This window comes from Bifidobacterium castoris, from assembly GCF_003952025.1.
Taxonomy (GTDB): domain Bacteria; phylum Actinomycetota; class Actinomycetes; order Actinomycetales; family Bifidobacteriaceae; genus Bifidobacterium; species Bifidobacterium castoris.
Map to the genome: position 1 here is coordinate 27,670 of NZ_QXGI01000010.1, position 16,452 is coordinate 44,121.

12 protein-coding genes and 2 tRNA genes are annotated in these 16,452 nt (G+C 68.6%); 6 read left to right on the top strand and 8 right to left on the bottom strand.

The annotated features are described in order from the left end of the window. Nucleotides 1-115 precede the first annotated feature (115 nt). The 3 genes from D2E22_RS09280 to lysS all read right to left on the bottom strand — a co-directional run bounded on the left by D2E22_RS09280 (nt 116) and on the right by lysS (nt 3,947). On the bottom strand, nt 116-1,027 hold the full coding sequence (locus tag D2E22_RS09280; protein ID WP_126032827.1) for a hypothetical protein: 912 nt from the start codon (nt 1,025-1,027) through the stop codon (nt 116-118). Between the two features lie 150 nt (nt 1,028-1,177). Beyond that, nucleotides 1,178-2,077, bottom strand: coding sequence for a hypothetical protein (locus D2E22_RS10900; RefSeq protein WP_126032828.1), 900 nt, complete (start codon nt 2,075-2,077; stop codon nt 1,178-1,180). 268 nt (nt 2,078-2,345) lie between these two features. Then, the gene (lysS, locus tag D2E22_RS09290; protein ID WP_126032850.1) at nt 2,346-3,947 is read right to left on the bottom strand and encodes a lysine--tRNA ligase; all 1,602 of its coding nucleotides are present in this window, start codon (nt 3,945-3,947) and stop codon (nt 2,346-2,348) included. A gap of 371 nt (nt 3,948-4,318) precedes the next feature. Here lysS and D2E22_RS09295 point away from each other — a divergent pair. Continuing rightward, nucleotides 4,319-4,392, top strand: a tRNA-Pro gene (locus tag D2E22_RS09295). A 267-nt stretch (nt 4,393-4,659) separates the two neighbouring features. Here the strand turns inward: D2E22_RS09295 and D2E22_RS09300 are convergent. From D2E22_RS09300 to D2E22_RS09315, 4 genes are all read right to left on the bottom strand, one after another. Next, nucleotides 4,660-5,559, bottom strand: coding sequence for an ABC transporter permease (locus D2E22_RS09300; RefSeq protein ID WP_126032829.1), 900 nt, complete (start codon nt 5,557-5,559; stop codon nt 4,660-4,662). 4 nt (nt 5,560-5,563) lie between these two features. After that, nucleotides 5,564-6,304, bottom strand: a complete 741-nt coding sequence (locus D2E22_RS09305) for an ABC transporter ATP-binding protein (protein WP_241218382.1) — start codon at nt 6,302-6,304, stop codon at nt 5,564-5,566. A gap of 365 nt (nt 6,305-6,669) precedes the next feature. Next, nucleotides 6,670-7,437, bottom strand: a complete 768-nt coding sequence (locus D2E22_RS09310) for a hypothetical protein (protein ID WP_126032831.1) — start codon at nt 7,435-7,437, stop codon at nt 6,670-6,672. Further along, complete coding sequence (locus D2E22_RS09315) at nt 7,434-9,311, bottom strand: PspC domain-containing protein (RefSeq protein WP_164518498.1); 1,878 nt, start codon at nt 9,309-9,311, stop codon at nt 7,434-7,436. Before D2E22_RS09315 ends, D2E22_RS09310 begins: the two co-directional genes overlap by 4 nt. A gap of 114 nt (nt 9,312-9,425) precedes the next feature. Here D2E22_RS09315 and D2E22_RS09320 point away from each other — a divergent pair, with 114 nt between their 5' ends. The 5 genes from D2E22_RS09320 to D2E22_RS09340 all read left to right on the top strand — a co-directional run bounded on the left by D2E22_RS09320 (nt 9,426) and on the right by D2E22_RS09340 (nt 16,196). Further along, nucleotides 9,426-10,829 (top strand): ATP-binding protein, encoded by a 1,404-nt coding sequence (locus D2E22_RS09320; protein ID WP_241218377.1) that lies wholly within the window; start codon nt 9,426-9,428, stop codon nt 10,827-10,829. Continuing rightward, nucleotides 10,826-11,518: a LuxR C-terminal-related transcriptional regulator gene (locus D2E22_RS09325; protein WP_126032834.1), complete on the top strand. Its 693-nt coding sequence runs from the start codon at nt 10,826-10,828 to the stop codon at nt 11,516-11,518. Before D2E22_RS09320 ends, D2E22_RS09325 begins: the two co-directional genes overlap by 4 nt. Before the next feature lie 136 nt (nt 11,519-11,654). Then, the gene (locus D2E22_RS09330) at nt 11,655-13,778 is read left to right on the top strand and encodes a DUF4037 domain-containing protein (protein ID WP_126032851.1); all 2,124 of its coding nucleotides are present in this window, start codon (nt 11,655-11,657) and stop codon (nt 13,776-13,778) included. Between the two features lie 50 nt (nt 13,779-13,828). Beyond that, on the top strand, nt 13,829-14,518 hold the full coding sequence (locus D2E22_RS09335) for a DUF4125 family protein (protein WP_126032835.1): 690 nt from the start codon (nt 13,829-13,831) through the stop codon (nt 14,516-14,518). A gap of 61 nt (nt 14,519-14,579) precedes the next feature. After that, nucleotides 14,580-16,196: an alpha/beta hydrolase family protein gene (locus D2E22_RS09340; protein WP_241218381.1), complete on the top strand. Its 1,617-nt coding sequence runs from the start codon at nt 14,580-14,582 to the stop codon at nt 16,194-16,196. A 92-nt stretch (nt 16,197-16,288) separates the two neighbouring features. Here D2E22_RS09340 and D2E22_RS09345 read toward each other — a convergent pair. Next, a tRNA-Ser gene (locus D2E22_RS09345) sits at nt 16,289-16,373 on the bottom strand. Nucleotides 16,374-16,452: the final 79 nt, after the last annotated feature.

Here is a 16,452-nt window from a genome sequence, read left to right on the forward strand (position 1 = left end):
CGCCGTGGTATGGAGGGGACGTCGGCGCGCCGCTATCGCGAAGACCCCCGCATTCGGCGGAGGTCTTCAAGGATGGGATGCGGCGCCGATGCGGCGCCGTCATGTCATCGTTCGCTCAGGCGTTGCCGCCCGGCATGGTCGGCGGCACGGACGGGGCGGCATGCTGGCCGCGCGGCGCGGCGAACTGACCGGTCGGGGCGCCCGGAGCCGTCGGCGCGGACGGAGCCGAGGCCTGCGGCTGGTTCGGCACGCCGAACTGCCAGTTGCTGTTGTCGGTCGTGCCGACCGGCTGCGTCGGCGGCACACCGGCCTGCCAGCCGTTGTTCACGTAGGCGTTCGCCGGCGCCGGATAGGCGGTCGGGATCGGCGCGGACGGGCGGGCGGTGCCGTTGCGCAGCTTCGTCTGCTGCGATTCGAGCCACATCGCGATGATCGTGCCGGCGAGCATGAAGATGACGGCGAAGAGCATCAGGTAGAAGCCGACGTGGAAGGATGCGGCGCCCTGCGTATTGAGGGAGCCCCATGCGATCTGATCGATGAAGTACACGGCGTAGACGATGGCGAGCGTCAGCGGGACGGCTTTGTCGGCGATGAACGCCAGACCCGCGATCACAACGGCGAGCACGAGGAAGATCCAACCGATGTTCACCCCGAACGACCCCTTGGCGATGAGCGCGACCGTCGAGCTTTGCCGGCTGATCGTGATCCCGCCGTAGGGGCTCGAGTATCCCTTGATCGAGAAGAACGGCACGAACACGGCGATGACGCCGAGCAGCGCGCCGAAGAACGTGATGAAATCGGCGTAGATGATGTGCAGCTTGCCGAGCTGGATGCGCTTGGACAGCGTGGCTGCGACGTCGGCGTTCTGCTGGCGCGGCGCGCCCTGCGCAGGCATGTACGGGACGCCCTGGGGCTGCCCGTACTGCGGTTGCGGCGCGGCGAAGGGAGCCTGCGGCGCGGGCCGCTGCGGCATCGGCGCGCCCTGCGGGGGCATCGGTGCGCCCGGCTGCTGCTGATTCGGGTCCATAGTCCTCTTCTTCCTGTCGATTGACGATTACGGTGTTCACTTTACATGCCACGCCCCATTTTTCGCTGACCGCACCATCGCGGCCGCGGACTGCCGGCAACGAAAAACCGGCCCCGTAGGGACCGGTTTTTCGTCATCGTCGCATCGACGTCACTGCTGCTGCGACGACTGCGGCGACTGCGGCGCCGGGGACTGCTGCGCCGGCATGCCCTCGTAGGTCGTCTGCTGTTCGACGACGACGTCATCGACGCCGGCCGGCGAGGAGGGGTCGGACACCTGATAGACGTCGGTCTGCGACACCTCGGTGACCGACGGCGCAGATGGAGCCGGCGGCATGGCGGAAACGGGAGCCTGCGGCGACGGCGCAGAAGGCGCCGGGGGCATCGGCTGCGCGTACGGCGCAAGCGGCGTGCCGGGCTGCGTCGTCGGGGCGGCGTCCGCCGGGGCCATCGGCGGAACGGACGGCGGCGCCGCGGCGGCCGCGGCCTGCGGGCCCTGCGCCTTCTTGAGCTGCATCATGCTGTAGAACTCGACGCCCGTCGCGATGAGGATGACGAACACGGTGACGGTCCACAGCCAGTATCCCGCGCCGTAGCTCACCTTGATCTGCACCAGGCCGGAATACGACGCCGCCTCCCCGACGGCACGTCCGGCGTTGATCGTCTCGAACAGCCACAGCAGGAAATGCAGGACGGCCACGACGAACGCCGCGAGCGCCTGACGGATGACGGCGAGCACGGCCGCGACGACGGCGAGCACGATGACGATCCAGCCGTCGCCCTTGATGAAACTGCCGGATTCATTCGTGCCGACGAGGACACTGACCGTCTGCGAGATGAATCCACCGACCGAGACGGTCGCATACGGCAGGAACATCGCGATGATGGCGATGAAGGCGGCGACGACAGTCGTGACCGCGGCGGACGAAACGCTGAAACCGCCGACCTTGACCTTCGGGTCGCTGAATTCGCGCAGCTTATGCTGCATGTCTGATGCAGGCTGCGGCGCCGACGGCATCGGCGGCACCTGCGGTTGTTCGTTGAAGCTCATGTCCGTTCCTCTTCCTTTCCAAAAGACACGCACTGATCCCCATCGGCGAACGCCGCCGATGGAGGTCCGTCCACCGTATCAGGAAACGCTCGCGATGCACAAAACGGACGTCGCCAATCATGGACGCCTCCGATCCGCCGTTGCGCGCATATGGACGCACGGAACCGCGAGAAGAAGGGACCGGCGGCCGCATATATGACGGCGCGGCCGCGCGGCCGGAATGCAACCGACCGCGCGACCGCGCCGTCATAGGGGGGAGAATCGATGCTCAGCTGTTGAGCGGCTTGACGAGCGGGAACGTGATCGTCTCGCGGATCGTTGCCCCGGTGAGCGCGATGAGTAGACGGTCGATGCCCATGCCCATGCCGCCTGCCGGCGGCATGCCGACGCCGAGCGCCTCGAGGAAGTCCTCGTCGATGTCGCAGGCCTCCTCGTCGCCGGCGAGCGCGTCCTTGGCCTGCGCGACGAAGCGTTCGCGCTGCACGATCGGGTCGTTGAGCTCGGAGTAGCCGGTCGCCAGCTCGAAGCCGCGCACGTAGAGGTCCCATTTCTCGACGACGCCCGGCTTGGAGCGGTGCGCCTTGACGAGCGGCGACGTCTCGACCGGGAAGTCGCGCACGAAGGTCGGCTCGTAGAGCTTGTCCTCGTAGAAGTGCTCCCACAGGTGCTCGACGAGCTTGCCGTGGTTCTCGACCTCGTCGCGTTCGACGCCGAGCCTGTCGGCGATCGCGCCGAGTTCGGCGACGCTCGTGGCGGGCGTGATCCGCTGGCCGAGCGCCTCGGACAGCGAGTCGTACATGCTCATCTGCTTCCATTCGCCGCCGAAGTCGTATTCGGTGCCGTCGAGCAGCGTGACCTTCGTCGAGCCGAAGACGTCGATCGCGGTCTTCTGGATGAGCTCCTTGACGAGCTTGGCGATCGTGTCGTAGTTGCCGTAGGCCTCGTACGCCTCGACCATCGTGAACTCCGGCGCGTGCGTCGCGTCGACGCCTTCGTTGCGGAAGTCGCGGTTGATCTCGAAGACGCGGTCGATGCCGCCGACGAGGCAGCGCTTGAGGAACAGCTCCGGCGCGATTCGCAGATAGAGGTCGAGGTCGAAGGCGTTCATGTGCGTCGTGAACGGGCGCGCGGCGGCCCCGCCGTGGATCGTCTGCAGCATCGGGGTCTCGACCTCGAGGAAGTCGTGCTCCTCGAAGGTGCGGCGCAGCGATGCGACGGCCTTCGAGCGGTTGCGCACCATGTTGCGGATCTTCTCGTCGGCGATCATGCCGATGTACGGCTTGCGCGTGCGCGTGTCCTCGTTGAGTTCCTTGTGCAGCGTCGGCAGCGGCTGCAGCGCCTTCGACGCGATCGCCCATTCGTCGGCGAAGATCGACAGTTCGCCGGTCTTCGACGCGATGACGCGGCCCTTGACGAACAGATGGTCGCCGAGGTCGACAAGCTGCTTGAAGAGCTTGAGCGAGTCGGCGCCGATCTGCTTCTTCGAGAGCATCGCCTGGATCGTCGTGCCGCCCCCGGCCGCGAGCTGCACGAAGCACAGGCCGCCGGCGTTGCGGATGAACAGGACGCGGCCGGCGACGCCGACGACGTCGTCCGTTTCCGCGCCGGCCTCGAGCTTGCCGTCCCACTTCGCGCGCACCGCTTCGATCGTGCCCGTCACGTCGAGCGAGACCGGATACGGGTTGAGGCCGTCCTTGAGCATCAGCGCGCGCTTGGCGACGCGCATCTGCACCTGTTCGGGGTGCGCGAGCGGCCCGAATTCCTTGTTCGACGGATCGACGGCCTCGTCGAGCGTCGCGCCTTCGTCGATGCGGCGCGCGATCGTCTCGTCCTGCCTGAGCAGCAGCTCGGCGCGTTCGACGGTGCTCATCGACGGCGCCGCGGCCTCCTCGTCCTCGACGACGACGGTCTCGTCGGCCTGCGTCTGGGCAAGCGCCTCGTGTTCGTTGTTCGCGTTCTGTTCGGTCATGTCCTCGTTCTCGTCCTTTTGTTCTTCGCCGCGCGCATACGCGCACCGTGCGCGCTTGGATGTCGGGGGTTCGAATCTCTCATCGCCCACGGCGCACGGATGCTCACGACGCGCATGCGTGCGCCGGTGTGGCTCGGTATAGCGCACCAGTGTAACCACCCGCCGCTACACGCGCGCCTCCCGCTTTCCCCACCGCACAACCGGCACGACACGCCGAAGTTGCAATTCCCTCACGAGTGCGTAAACTATCACCTGTTGCCAGAAAGCAACATCGGGCTGTGGCGCAGCTTGGTAGCGCGCTTCGTTCGGGACGAAGAGGCCGCGAGTTCAAATCTCGCCAGCCCGACCCTTCTGAAAAGCCTCACCTTCGGGTGGGGCTTTTTGCGTATCCGCGTGTATGCGGCGATGACCGCAACTACATGCGTCCCGATCCGTCGACCAGACCGATGAACCCACCCGCGAACCGGCCCGTCTTCGTCCCGATCCGTCGACGCCCCGACGGAACCACCCGCAAACCAGCCCGATTCCGACCCGAAACGTCGGTGGGGCCGACGGAACCGCCCGCCGGCCCCACCGACTCCGCTTCAGCGGCAGCGTCTCATCGTCCGCTGCCCTACCGCGTCCGCGCGCGCTGCTCCTGAGCGGCCGCGCGCCTGACCTCATCGGACTTCTCGTTCGGATGTACGTCCTTGCGCAGCTGCACGAGGTCCTTGAAGCTGAGCTTCTTCGCCGGTTCCGGCACGAAGTAGCGGTCGTAGGAGATGAAGCAGCGCCTGTAGATCAGCGCGATGATGATCGAATCCGCGACGAGCGTCAGCGCCGCGACCGCAGCGAGGATGACGAACTGGTACTTCGCCGCGCTCACCGGGCTCTTGCCGGCGATGATCTGGCCGGACATCATGCCCGGGATCGTCACGATGCCGCTCGACGCGAGCATTGCGATCGACGGCAGCAGCCCGAGGCGGATCGACGAGATCATCGACGGCTTCGCGGCCTCCCATTTCGTGGCGCCGAGCGCGAGCATCGTGTTCACCTCCGCGTACCGTTCGCGCATCGATTCGAAGAAACGGCTCAGGCCGAGCGCGAGCGCGCTGACGGTGTTGCCCAGCAGCATGCCGGTGAGCGGTATGACGAGCTGCGGCGCATACCACGGCTTCGGCCGCACGATGAGCTCCGCGACGATCGCGAGCATGAGCAGCATCGTCACGACGAGCGACAGCAGCACGATGCCGACGAGTCCCTTCGGCGCCCCCGTCGCGCGCCCCATCGTGATCTGCACGGCCGCGAGCAGCATCAGCGTGATGAGCCCGATGACGAGCCACACGTTGTTCTGCCGGATCACGTATTCGAGGATGAAGCCCATCGCGAGCAGCTGCACAAGCGAACGCGCCGTCGCCCAGATCAGCGATTTGGCGACGCCGGTCCTCATCAGCGCCGAGATGCCTGCCGCGACGAGCACCATGACGACGGACGCGACGAGCCCCCATATGCTGATATCGAAATACGATTCCATCAGCTCACTCCTCTGTTCCGTCGCCCTGCGCGCCGTCCGCCGAAGCGTCGACGGCGTCCGCGCGCTGCGCCGCGGCGACTTGGGCGGCCGTCGGCAGCGGCACCTCGCGCAGTCCGCCGTCCTTGAGCACCATCATGCGCGTCGCGCGTCCGTCCGGTGCGCGATGCCGTATGCGCACGACGGCGGCGCCCTGCCGTGCCGCGAGCTTGAGCAGGTCGGCGACCCTGTCCGCGTTCTCCTCGTCGAGTCCGGCGTCGACCTCGTCGGCGAGCAGCACGCGCGGCTTCGTCAGCAATGTGCGCGCGAGGCTGACACGGGCCGCCTGCCCGCCGGACAGGTCGCGCGGCGCGCGGTCGAGGTCGATGTCCTGGCAGCCCATGCGGTCGAGAGTCACGCGGATGTGCGCGTCGGAGAGCATGTCCTTCGCCTCGCGCGCGCGTGCGCCCTGCCGGACCTTGAATGTCCACGGCAGCCGGATCGCGTCGGCGACCGTCTCGCCGATGAGCGTCGACGTCTGCGGCAGATAGGCGACGGCGAGGCGCCACCGTTGCGGCGTGAAACTTTCCGAATCCTTGCCGTCGATCGCGAACGAGCCGGTCGTGTGCACGTTGAGGCGCGCGAAGGCGGTGAGCAACGTCGATTTGCCCGATCCCGAAGGTCCGGTCAGATCGACGACCTCACCGCCGTCGACATGGAATTCGAGCCCCCGGAACACCGTGGTCTCACCGCCGCCGCGCTTGGGCATGACCGCCGTCACGTCACGCGCCGTGAACAGGTGCCCCGCACCGTCCGTGCCCGCCACCGCCGTTGCGGTCGCTTTCGTCGTCTCGTCCACGTCCTCGCCTTCCGTCATCCGCCGCTGGTCTGCGCGTGTCACCTCGGCCGCCCGCCCTCGTTCTGCTGTCACTGTAGCGCGCGGAACGCCGCCCTTCGCCGTTTTCCGCGCATGGCGCGCGGCGCCGGCGAGGAGCGGCGTTCCGTGTGAGTCCGCCGCGGCTTTGGGTGATGGGTAACTGGAAAAGCGAAGTGCCGCGGCGCCGTATGTCGGGCGATGGGTTCCGATGGCCTCCTTTCGTCGGGTGGTTTCGTGATGGTACGGATATGGTCGGCTCAGCGGCCGTCGCGGCGGCGGTTGCGTACGTGGGAGACAAGGCCCCAGACGATCGCGATGACGCTGAGCAGCACTCCCAGTCCCATGAGCGTCCAGTTGACGATCCCACGCCAGTCGACGTGGTCGAGCAGGCCGCTGTTCATCGTCGCGCCGACGAGGATCGTCAGCGCGCCGATGATCGTGACGACGACGCCGAACGCGATCGTGCCGGCGCTCGCTCCCTCCGGACGCACGACCCTGGGTTCCCCGGTCGGCTGCGGCGCGCTGTACATCGGCACGGCGCCGGCCGGGGGCGGCGGCGTCGTCGGCGCGGAGGGCGCCGCATCCGGCGTGTCGACCTCCGGCGCCGTGTCCTCGGCGATGACGGCCGCGTCGAAGGTCCCGTCGGGCGCCGGCGTATCGGCTGCGGGCGCCGACGCGTCCGACGACCACGACCATCCGGTCGACATCGGCCGCGTCGCATCATCGGCGTCCTGCTGCGGCATGACGCTCGTCGGCTCGGGCTCGTCGACGTCCGTCCGTTCGAACACGACGGTCGTCTCGTCGCTCACCGTCTGCACGGGCGTCTCGCGCGTGTCCCCGTCGTCGGGCGCCGGGGCGCCGTCGGCTTCGAAGTCGGCGAAGCGTTCGCTCAGCGGCATGTCCATCTCCATCGTGGCGTCGTCGGCCTGCGCCGGCGTGGCCTGCCGCGCGATGACCTCGGTGTCGTCGTCGTGCATGGTGTGGTCTGCGTTGTTCATGTCGGTGTCCGTTTCCTGTCCGCTCACCGCTGCGAGGCGTAGCGCACGGCGACGCCGCCCGAGATGAGCACGTTCGGTTCGATGATGAGTTCGGCTTCCTTCGGCGCCTTGTCCGCGCTCGCCGCGCACGGCCAGTAGCGGTCGGACTCGATGAGCTTCTTCATCTGCTCGTTCGCATCCGCGGCGAGGTCGACCTTGCCGTCCTGCACGCTGACGCCGGTGCACAGGTCGGCCATCCTGCGCGATGTGAAGTACATGTCGTCTGTGTCGACCCAGGCCGTCGTGTCGTCGTCGATGTCCTCATCCCTGTCGTCGGGATCGCCGACCTCGACTTCGATGCCGGGCAGCTTCACGTGGGTGAAGCCGACGACTTTCTCGTCGTCCCAACCGACGATGTCGAACTGCCCGAAGGCGCTGTCGTTCGCGGAGAACGTGTACGGGCCGCCGACCGCATCGGTCGGGTAGGCGCCTTGGATCCTCCACGAGCACCCGTCGGGGATCGTCACGACGACGCGCGCGTTCGTCACCGTCATCGGGATGCGGCCCGTCGGGCACGTGCTCGTCCCCGGATGCCCGTCGTTGAGCCATACCGTATGCTTCTTCGTGCTGGACAGATCGACGCTCAGCTGGTTATAGCGGTAGCTGTTGCCGGTGACGGCGATGCCACGCTCGAGCTTCTCCCAATCATCGGCCGACGAAGTCAGCTCGACGTTGCCGGCGGCGAGGCTGATCGGCGTATAGTCGCGGCCGACGCCGTTCCTGTAGACGTTGACGGCCGCCCAGGCGCCGCCGACCGCCATCGCGCAGACGGCGAGGAACATCGCGGTCCAGGCGAAGGGATGCAGGCCGCCGGTGCGCCGTCCGGCGCAGCCGAGCACGATGATGATCACGCCGAGCGCGACGCAGACGGCGCCGACGTAGAGCACCGCCGGCTGCATCGTGCTGACGAGCGACGTGCCGTTCACGGCGAAGGAGCATACGCCCATCGAGATGATGAGCAGCCCGAACACGAGCAGCACGAGCATCGGGCCGGCCGGCTTGCGGCGCGCGGTCCTCACCGGCGCCGGGCGGGACGGCGGCGCAGCGGGCTGAGGCGCGACGGGCTGAGGCGGCACGAACCGCGGGGCGTCCGCGTATGCCGGCGCGGCGGACGACGTTGCAGGCCGCGGCCCGGCGGAAGGCGTCTCGGGCGTCATGTCGACGGGGGCGCCGCCGCTCATATACATGTCGGGGCGAAAGGGATGGTCGGACGGCGGAGCGCCTGCGCCGGAGGGGGCGGGGCCGGGCGCCGCGTACGCGGCGGCGCTCGCCGCGGGCTGCTGCGGCGTCGCGGCGCCGTACGGCATGCTCGCCGGCGCCGCGGCCGGCGGATTGCCCGGCTGGGAGGCGCCACGCGCGGCGAAGCGACGGCGGCCGTTGTCCACGAGCAGGAAGAACGCGAGCGCGGCGAACAGGAAGGCGCCGACGTTGACGCTCCACGACCCCCACCACAGGAATCCGAAGCCGCTGAACCCGCCGATGAGGATGCACAGGATGACGCCGATGAAGCCCCAGTCCCAGTGGCCGTCGATCGCCTCCTCGAGCAGGATCCGGTGGTCGAACTCGTCGGGCAGCAGCAGCCAGCAGATGCCGTAGAGCACGGCCCCGAAGCCGCCGAGGAAGAAGGCGACGACCATCAGGACGCGCACGAGCGTCACGTTCCAGCCGAGTTCGCGGGCGATCGCGCCGCACACGCCGGCGATGACGCGGTTGTTCGTGCGTTCGACGCGGCTTTCGCGGATCCAGCGGAAGAAGCTCGATTCGGGTCGCGGCGCGGCCGGCTGGGGTTGGGCAGTGTACTGCGGTTGACCCTGCTGGCCGGCCTGCCCCTGCGGCTGCGGGTCGTACTGTGTGTTGCTCATGCCTCCATTACAGCAAACCGAAGGCGCGCAGGCCCTCCGGGGACACCCTGAATCATCCCTGATTCTTCGGGCCGGGACCCGGTTTTCTCCCTGAACGGCGGCACAATGGTAGGCATGCAGAACGTTTCCCCGACATGGGTCAGGCCGGCTCCCCCGGCGGACATGGCCGAAGCCGCCGCGAGGCCGTTGCTGCCGGCGCGCCTTCCGCTGATGCGTCCGCGCAGGGGGCGCTGGATCGCCGGCGTGGCGCGCGGCGTCGGCATGCATCTGGGCGTGCGTGTGCTGTGGGTGCGGCTCGCCTTCGTCGCGTTATGCGCGCTGTACGGCGTGGGGCTCGGCGCCTATGTGGCGCTGTGGCTGCTCATTGCGGCGGGCGACCCCGAAGCCGAGGCGCGCCGTCTTGCCGCGGCGGCGCATGTCGCCGACGCGCCGCTCGCGAAAGGCAACGCGGACCCCGGCGCCGCGGCCGCGCGCGCCGGGGCGGCCGACTACACCGGGCTTGGCCCGGGGACGCCGGCGATCAGCGGCGAAAGCCTCAGGCAGCTCTTCGACGAGGCGTCGAAGCCGGCGTTGTTCGCGTCGCTCGGCGTGCTGCTCATCGCATGCACGATCGTCATCAACATGGCGGCTTCGCGCGCCGGCGCATTCCTGCCCGCCGCGCTCGCCGTCATCGGCCTCGGCGTGGCGTGGATGCGCTACAACGCGCCGCGCGGCCAGATCACGACGACGGCGATCGGTGTCGCGCTCGAATTCGTCGCCTACGTCGTCTTCCTCGTGCAGCCGCTGTTCGTACATCAGGAGGTCACGCTCACACGCAGCCTCGTCAGCGGCCTGCTGCTCGTGTTCGCCGTCATCGGCGCGCTCACGCCGTGGATCATGGCATTGATGCGCGGTTTCACGAACGAACGCGCGCTCAAGGAACGCGAGGAGGAGCGCGCCGACATGACGGCGCATCTGCATGACGGCGTCCTGCAGACGCTCGCGCTGATCCAGCTGCATGCGAACGAGCCGCAGACGGTGTTCACGCTCGCGCGCTCGCAGGAGCGCGAACTGCGCGGCTGGCTCTATCAGGAGCGCACCACCTCGGACCGGTCGGTCAAGGCCGGGCTCACGCAGATCGCCGCGCAGATCGAGGACAGCCACGGCAGGCCGATCGACGTCGTCACCGTCGGCGACGCGAGGCCGAGCGCGCAGACGGACGCGCTGCTCGACGCCGCCGCGCAGGCGATGGTCAACGCGGTCACGCACGGCGGCGAGCCCGTCTCCGTGTACTGCGAGGCGTCGGACACGCTCGTCGAGGTGTTCGTGCGCGACCACGGCGACGGCTTTAGGATGGAGGACGTGCCGCCCGAGCGGCTCGGCATCCGCGAGTCGATCATCGGACGCATCAGACGGCGCGGCGGCAGCGTGGAGATCGTCTCGAGGCCCGGATGGGGCACCGAGGTGCGCATGCACATGCCGATCGCGTCGCAGGACGGCGCGCGCACGGCGCCGGACGACGCAAAGGAGAGGCCATGAGCGAACAGGACGGGACGCGGCGCAAGCCGGTGCGCATCGCCGTCGTCGACGACCACGAGATGTTCAGGGCGGGCGTCATCGCGACGCTCGCGCCGACCTTCGACGTCGTCGGCCAGGCGGCGGATGTCGAGTCGTCGGTGATGATGATCGCGGACACGAAGCCGGACGTCGTGCTGCTCGACGTGCATGTGCCGGGAGGCGAGGGCGGAGGCGGCGCCGAGATACTGGCGAAGTCGCTGCCATTGTCGCCCGATTCGGCATTCCTTGCGCTGTCGGTCTCCGATTCGGCGCAGGACGTCGGCGCCGTCATCCGCGCCGGCGCGCGCGGCTATGTGACGAAGACGATCACCGGCAACGAGCTGATCCATTCGATCGAACAGGTCGCCGACGGCTACGCGGTCTTCTCCCCCAAGCTCGCCGGCTTCGTGCTCTCGGCCTTCCAGGGCGCGCCGCCGGCTGCGGACGACGCGGCCCGTCAGGTGCACGACAGCGAACTCGACCGGCTCTCGACGCGCGAGCAGGAGGTCATGCGCCTCATCGCGCGCGGCTACACGTACAAGGAGGTCGCCGCCGAGCTGTTCATCTCGGTGAAGACCGTCGAGACGCATGTCAGCTCGGTGCTGCGCAAACTGCAGCTGTCGAACCGCAACGAGCTGACGCTGTGGGCCGCCGACCGCCACATCGTCTGATCCACACGGCGCGCGGTTCGAACATCCGTTTGCACACGGCGATCGCGACGGCGGCGTGTGCCGGCGCCGATGCCCTACGATGGTGCTCAGCGAGACGGCGGCGCATCAGGCGGCGCCCGGACGAAAGGCGGAGGCGATGACGCACGACGAGGACGACCTGCTGGCGAAGCTGACGCGGTTCAGCGAAGGCGTCGCGCCGCCCACGGCGGCGGCAGACGCCGCAACGGAAGGCGCGGCACCGAACGACGGCGACGACGCCGGATTCGACGTCGACGCGTTCCTGCACGGCCTCGACGCCATCCTCGACCGGCACGAGGCGGCCACGAAGGCCGAGCCGTATCTGCTCGACGCGATGGAGGAGGCCGAGAACACCGGCGATCTGGGCGGCCTGCTCACCGTGCTCAACGAGACGATGGGCTTCTACCGTTCGCAGTCGCGCCACAAGGACAACCAGTGGATCATCCAGCGGGCGATCGAACTCGCGCTGCGCCTCGGGCTCGAAGGCACCGAGGCGTGGGCGACGACGCTCATCAACGCGGCCACGTCGCAACGGGCCGCCGGCAACCACGAACAGGCCGAGGATCTCTACCATCAGGCACTCGACTGCGCGAAACGCGTCTACGGCGCCGACGACCGGCGGCTCGCGGCGCTGCACAACAACCTGTCGATGCTCTACGGCGAGACGGGACGGGGCGCCGAGTCCGTCGCCGAACTGCGCGAGGCGCTCGCGATCCTCGAACACGGCAGCCCCGATCCGGACACCGACGTGGACGTCGCCTCCACCTGCGCGAACCTCGCGCTCGCGCTGCTCACGCAAGCTTCCGCGCATGACGGCAACAGCGACGCCGTAACCGATGAGGAAACGGGTGCAGCGGCGTGCGACGAAGCCGCGACGCTGTCCGCGCGATCGTTGGCGATCTACCGCGCCGCCAGGGCCGAGGGCAGCGCGCACTACGCGTCGGCGCTCGCGGCGGCGGCGCAGACGGCGTTCGCACGCGGCGACTTCGAGGACGCCGTCGACCGTTACGAACGTGCGCTCGCGATCATCCGCGCATGCTACGGCGAACACACCGACTACTACCGCATCACCGAAGCCAATCTCAACGAGGCGCGCGAGGCATTGCGCGCGGCCGGCGGCGCGCAGGAGAAGGAACCACGGGACGGCGACGCCGCGGCCACAAGCCCGACCCCGGACTCCGATGCGCGCCAGACGTCCGGGCCGTCCGCCGCCGTGTGCGCTTCGCCGCGCCGCAGCGGCCTTCAGCTCGCCCGCGACTTCTGGCTCGCCTGCGGCAAGCCGATGCTCGAGGAACGCTATCCGGAGTATACGGGCCGCATCGCGGCCGGTCTGGTCGGTCCGGGCTCGGAATGCTTCGGCTTCGACGACGCGCTCTCCGAGGACCACGACTTCGGCGCGCGGTTCTGCCTGTGGCTCACCGACGACGACTATGCGCGCATCGGCGAGCGGCTGCAGCACGACTACGAGGGGCTGCCGCGCGGGTTCGGCGGCGTCACGCGCTCCGTCACGACGCCGAGGGCGGCCGGCGGGGGCCGACGCGACGGCGTGTTCCCGATCAGCGGCTTCTTCACGTCGCTCACCGGATACCCGGGCGCGCCGGGCGCCGACGAGCCGCATCTGTGGATGACGCTCGACGAGGCCACATTGGCGAACGCTACGAACGGCCGCGTCTTCGCCGACCCGCTCGGCGCCTTCTCGAAGGCCCGCCAATCGTTCCGGATGATGCCGGACGATGTGCGGCTCGCATGGATCTCACGGCGCCTGGGCATGATCGCGCAGGCCGGCCAGTACAACGTGCCGCGCATGCTCTCTCGAGGCGACGGCGCGGCCGCATGGCTGAGCATCGACGAGTTCACGATGGCCGTCTCCTCGCTTGTGTTCCTGCTCAACGGCCCGGTGACGGTCGGCTATGCGCCGTACTACAAATGGCGGTTCGCCGGGCTGCGCGCGTTGAGCCGCCGCGCCGGCATGCGGCTGACCGGCGTATGCGACGAGCTGGAGACGCTGCTGCGCCGCTCGTCGGCCGCCTGCTTCGCCGGCGCGGGCTTCGGCGAAGGCGGCGCCGGCGCCGCGCCGCATATCGACGAGGTCCAACGCATCATCGAAACGGTCTGCGCGCAGATCGCCGACGAACTGCGGCGGCAGGGACTGACCGACTCGGACGCCGACTTCCTCGAATGGCAGCGCCCGTATGTGGAGGCGCACATCCACGACCCCTCACCTTGCCTGCACAGCCTGTGACGGCACGGCCATGCACCGACGACCACAACCCTATCGGGAACGGAGCCACGATGACGCAAAAGCACGATGCGACGCAGGACGACGAACGGGCCTCGCTCGTCGAACAGGTCGTACGGCGCGAATGGGACATGTTCCAGCGCACGACGAACGAGGGCGGCCGCGCCGCCTGCCAGGGCAACTGGCCGATGTTCGCGTTGATGCGCACGAGCCAGTTCATGCCGTGGCCGACCGCGCTCATCGGCTCGTACCTGCAGGACCTGACCGACGCCGCGCGCCAGGGCCGCAACCTCGTCGAGGAGAAGTACGCCCGCATGATGGCGTCGACCGATCCGGAACGCTACCGACGCGACATCGCCCCGCACATCCCCGCGTTGGACGACGCGCGCGTCGCGCGTCAGGAGCGGATCGTGGCGCGTCAGCTCGACTGGGCGCGCGACTTCACGGCGCGCTTCCCGCACATCGGCGCGAACATGCGCGTGCTGACGAGCGATCAGGACACCCCCGAGCACACGTCGTACGAGACCTATCTGCGCGGCGAACTGGGCACCTACTCGCCGCGCACGTTGGCGTTGTACGAGGAGTTCGTCGCACGTACGCAGGAGCACGGCGGCAACATCGCCCAGCAGACGGTGGCGTGGACGATGCGCTTGGCGGGCGCCGGTTCCCTCGACGACGCCGAACGCGCGCAGGCCGAGCCGTCATGCGACCGCGGACAGGACGCCCCCGCTGCGCGGCCGTGACCGGCGCGGCTTTGAGCTTTGCGCCGAAGAATCGGCAAGGCTGGCGATACAGTGAGGTACCGTGCAGCATTTCTGGAAGCAATTCGCATGGACGCTCGTCGTATCGGCGCTCACACTCGCGTTGTTCCTCGGCGTAGGGGCGTTGATGATGCCGTCCTGGCGCATCGAACCGCTCAGCGCGCATCTGACCGTCTCGACGGGCGACACCGCGATCGCCGCACGCGACATCACGACGCCCCAGGAAGGCACCTACAAGGTCAAGGAGTCGAAGATCCGGCTCGCGATCAGCGGCGGGCAGACCGTCGACGCGATCGTGCGCGAGCCGATCGGCGCGCCGCAGGGACGCCCCGCCTGCTCCTTCGTGCACGGCGCCGGCACCGGCAACGCCTCGGAGGTCTACGCGGACATCGCGAGCGCAATGGCGTCGGCCGGCATCACGACGCTCGTGCAGGACAAACGCCTCGACAACTACACGTCGCTGTCGCGCGACTACATGTCGAACGCCGAGGATTACCTCGCCGGCCTCGACGCGCTGCGCGACTGGCCGGGCGTGGACCGTACGAAGGCCGGCATCTACGCGGAATCCGAGGGGACCTGGATCGCGACGCTGATGGCGGACAGGGACAAGGACATCGCGTTCGCGATCCTGACCTCGGCGCCGGTGTTCTCGCCGCGCCAGCAGATGGCGATGGCGGCGACGCAGTATCTCAACATCGTCGGCGCTCCGAGCGGCGTCATCAACATCATCCCCAAGCTCATCAGCCTCGATTTCTCCCCCTTCGGCCTCGCCTACGCCGACTTCGACGCGGCCGCCTACCGGCACAACCTGACGATGCCGTTGCTCGTCAACTACGGCACGCGCGACCCGTCGATGCCCTGCGAGCAGGGCGCGCAGAAGCTCATCCACGACGCCCATGACGTCGGCAACGAGAACGTGACGGTGCGTTACTATCCGACGAACCACCAGATGCGCACCGGCTCGTCGCTGTCCGTACCCGGACTGCAGCTCGAACAGCACTACACGCACAACCTCGAGGACTGGGTGAACGCGGTCGCCGCCGGCGCGACGGCGGCCGACTGGACGACGCCGCCGATCGCCGGCGCGCAGCCGTTCCAGGAGTTCGCGGTCCCGGCCAACGTCAAGCCGGGATGCGTCCATTCGCTGCTCGAGGTGCTCATCGTCGACGCGCTCGTCGTCCTGCTGTGGCTCATCGTCGTCATCGGCTGCTGCGTCGCGTTCGCGCGCAGACGGCACTGCGACGCCGAATCGCCGGGACGCAAGGGGCGCACGCTCGTGCACCGGTACACGGTGCAGTCGAAGGCGCTCATCATCGGCAACATCGTCCTCACGCCGGCGCTCACCTGCGGCTTCCTCGCCTACTTCGTCTTCGTCGCGCGCGCCGCGCTCAGGCTCGAGGACCATGCGGCGGCGCTCGAAGCCGGATGGATCGCGCTGCGCATCGGATCGTTCATCGCGATCATGATGCTGTGCTGGTTGTGGGTCCGCCTCTACTTCTTCTACGGCCCCGGCGAGCTCGACCCGCGGGGCGTCGACCGTGACGGCCCGCGCAAGGAGTACCGCATGGCGCGCGGCCACAGCTGGATCATCGGCATGCTCTCCGCATGCGTGCTGCTGGCGCTGACGCTCGCCGACTTCTTCGGCATGATCGGCTCATGATGCCCCGTGGCGCCCCACCGGCGCCGCGCCACGGGGCATGGAAAACGCAAAAGGGTTCCGGGATGAGCTCCCGGAACCCTTTTGCAATCAGGCGGATAGGGCGAGATTCGAACTCGCGGACGCTTGCGCGTCAACGGTTTTCAAGACCGTCTCCTTAGACCGCTCGGACACCTATCCAATGCGCATGGCGCACGGACGACCAGTATAGCATGCGTCACACCCGACGCCGTCCGCCGTCCATACGCCACGTCACGGA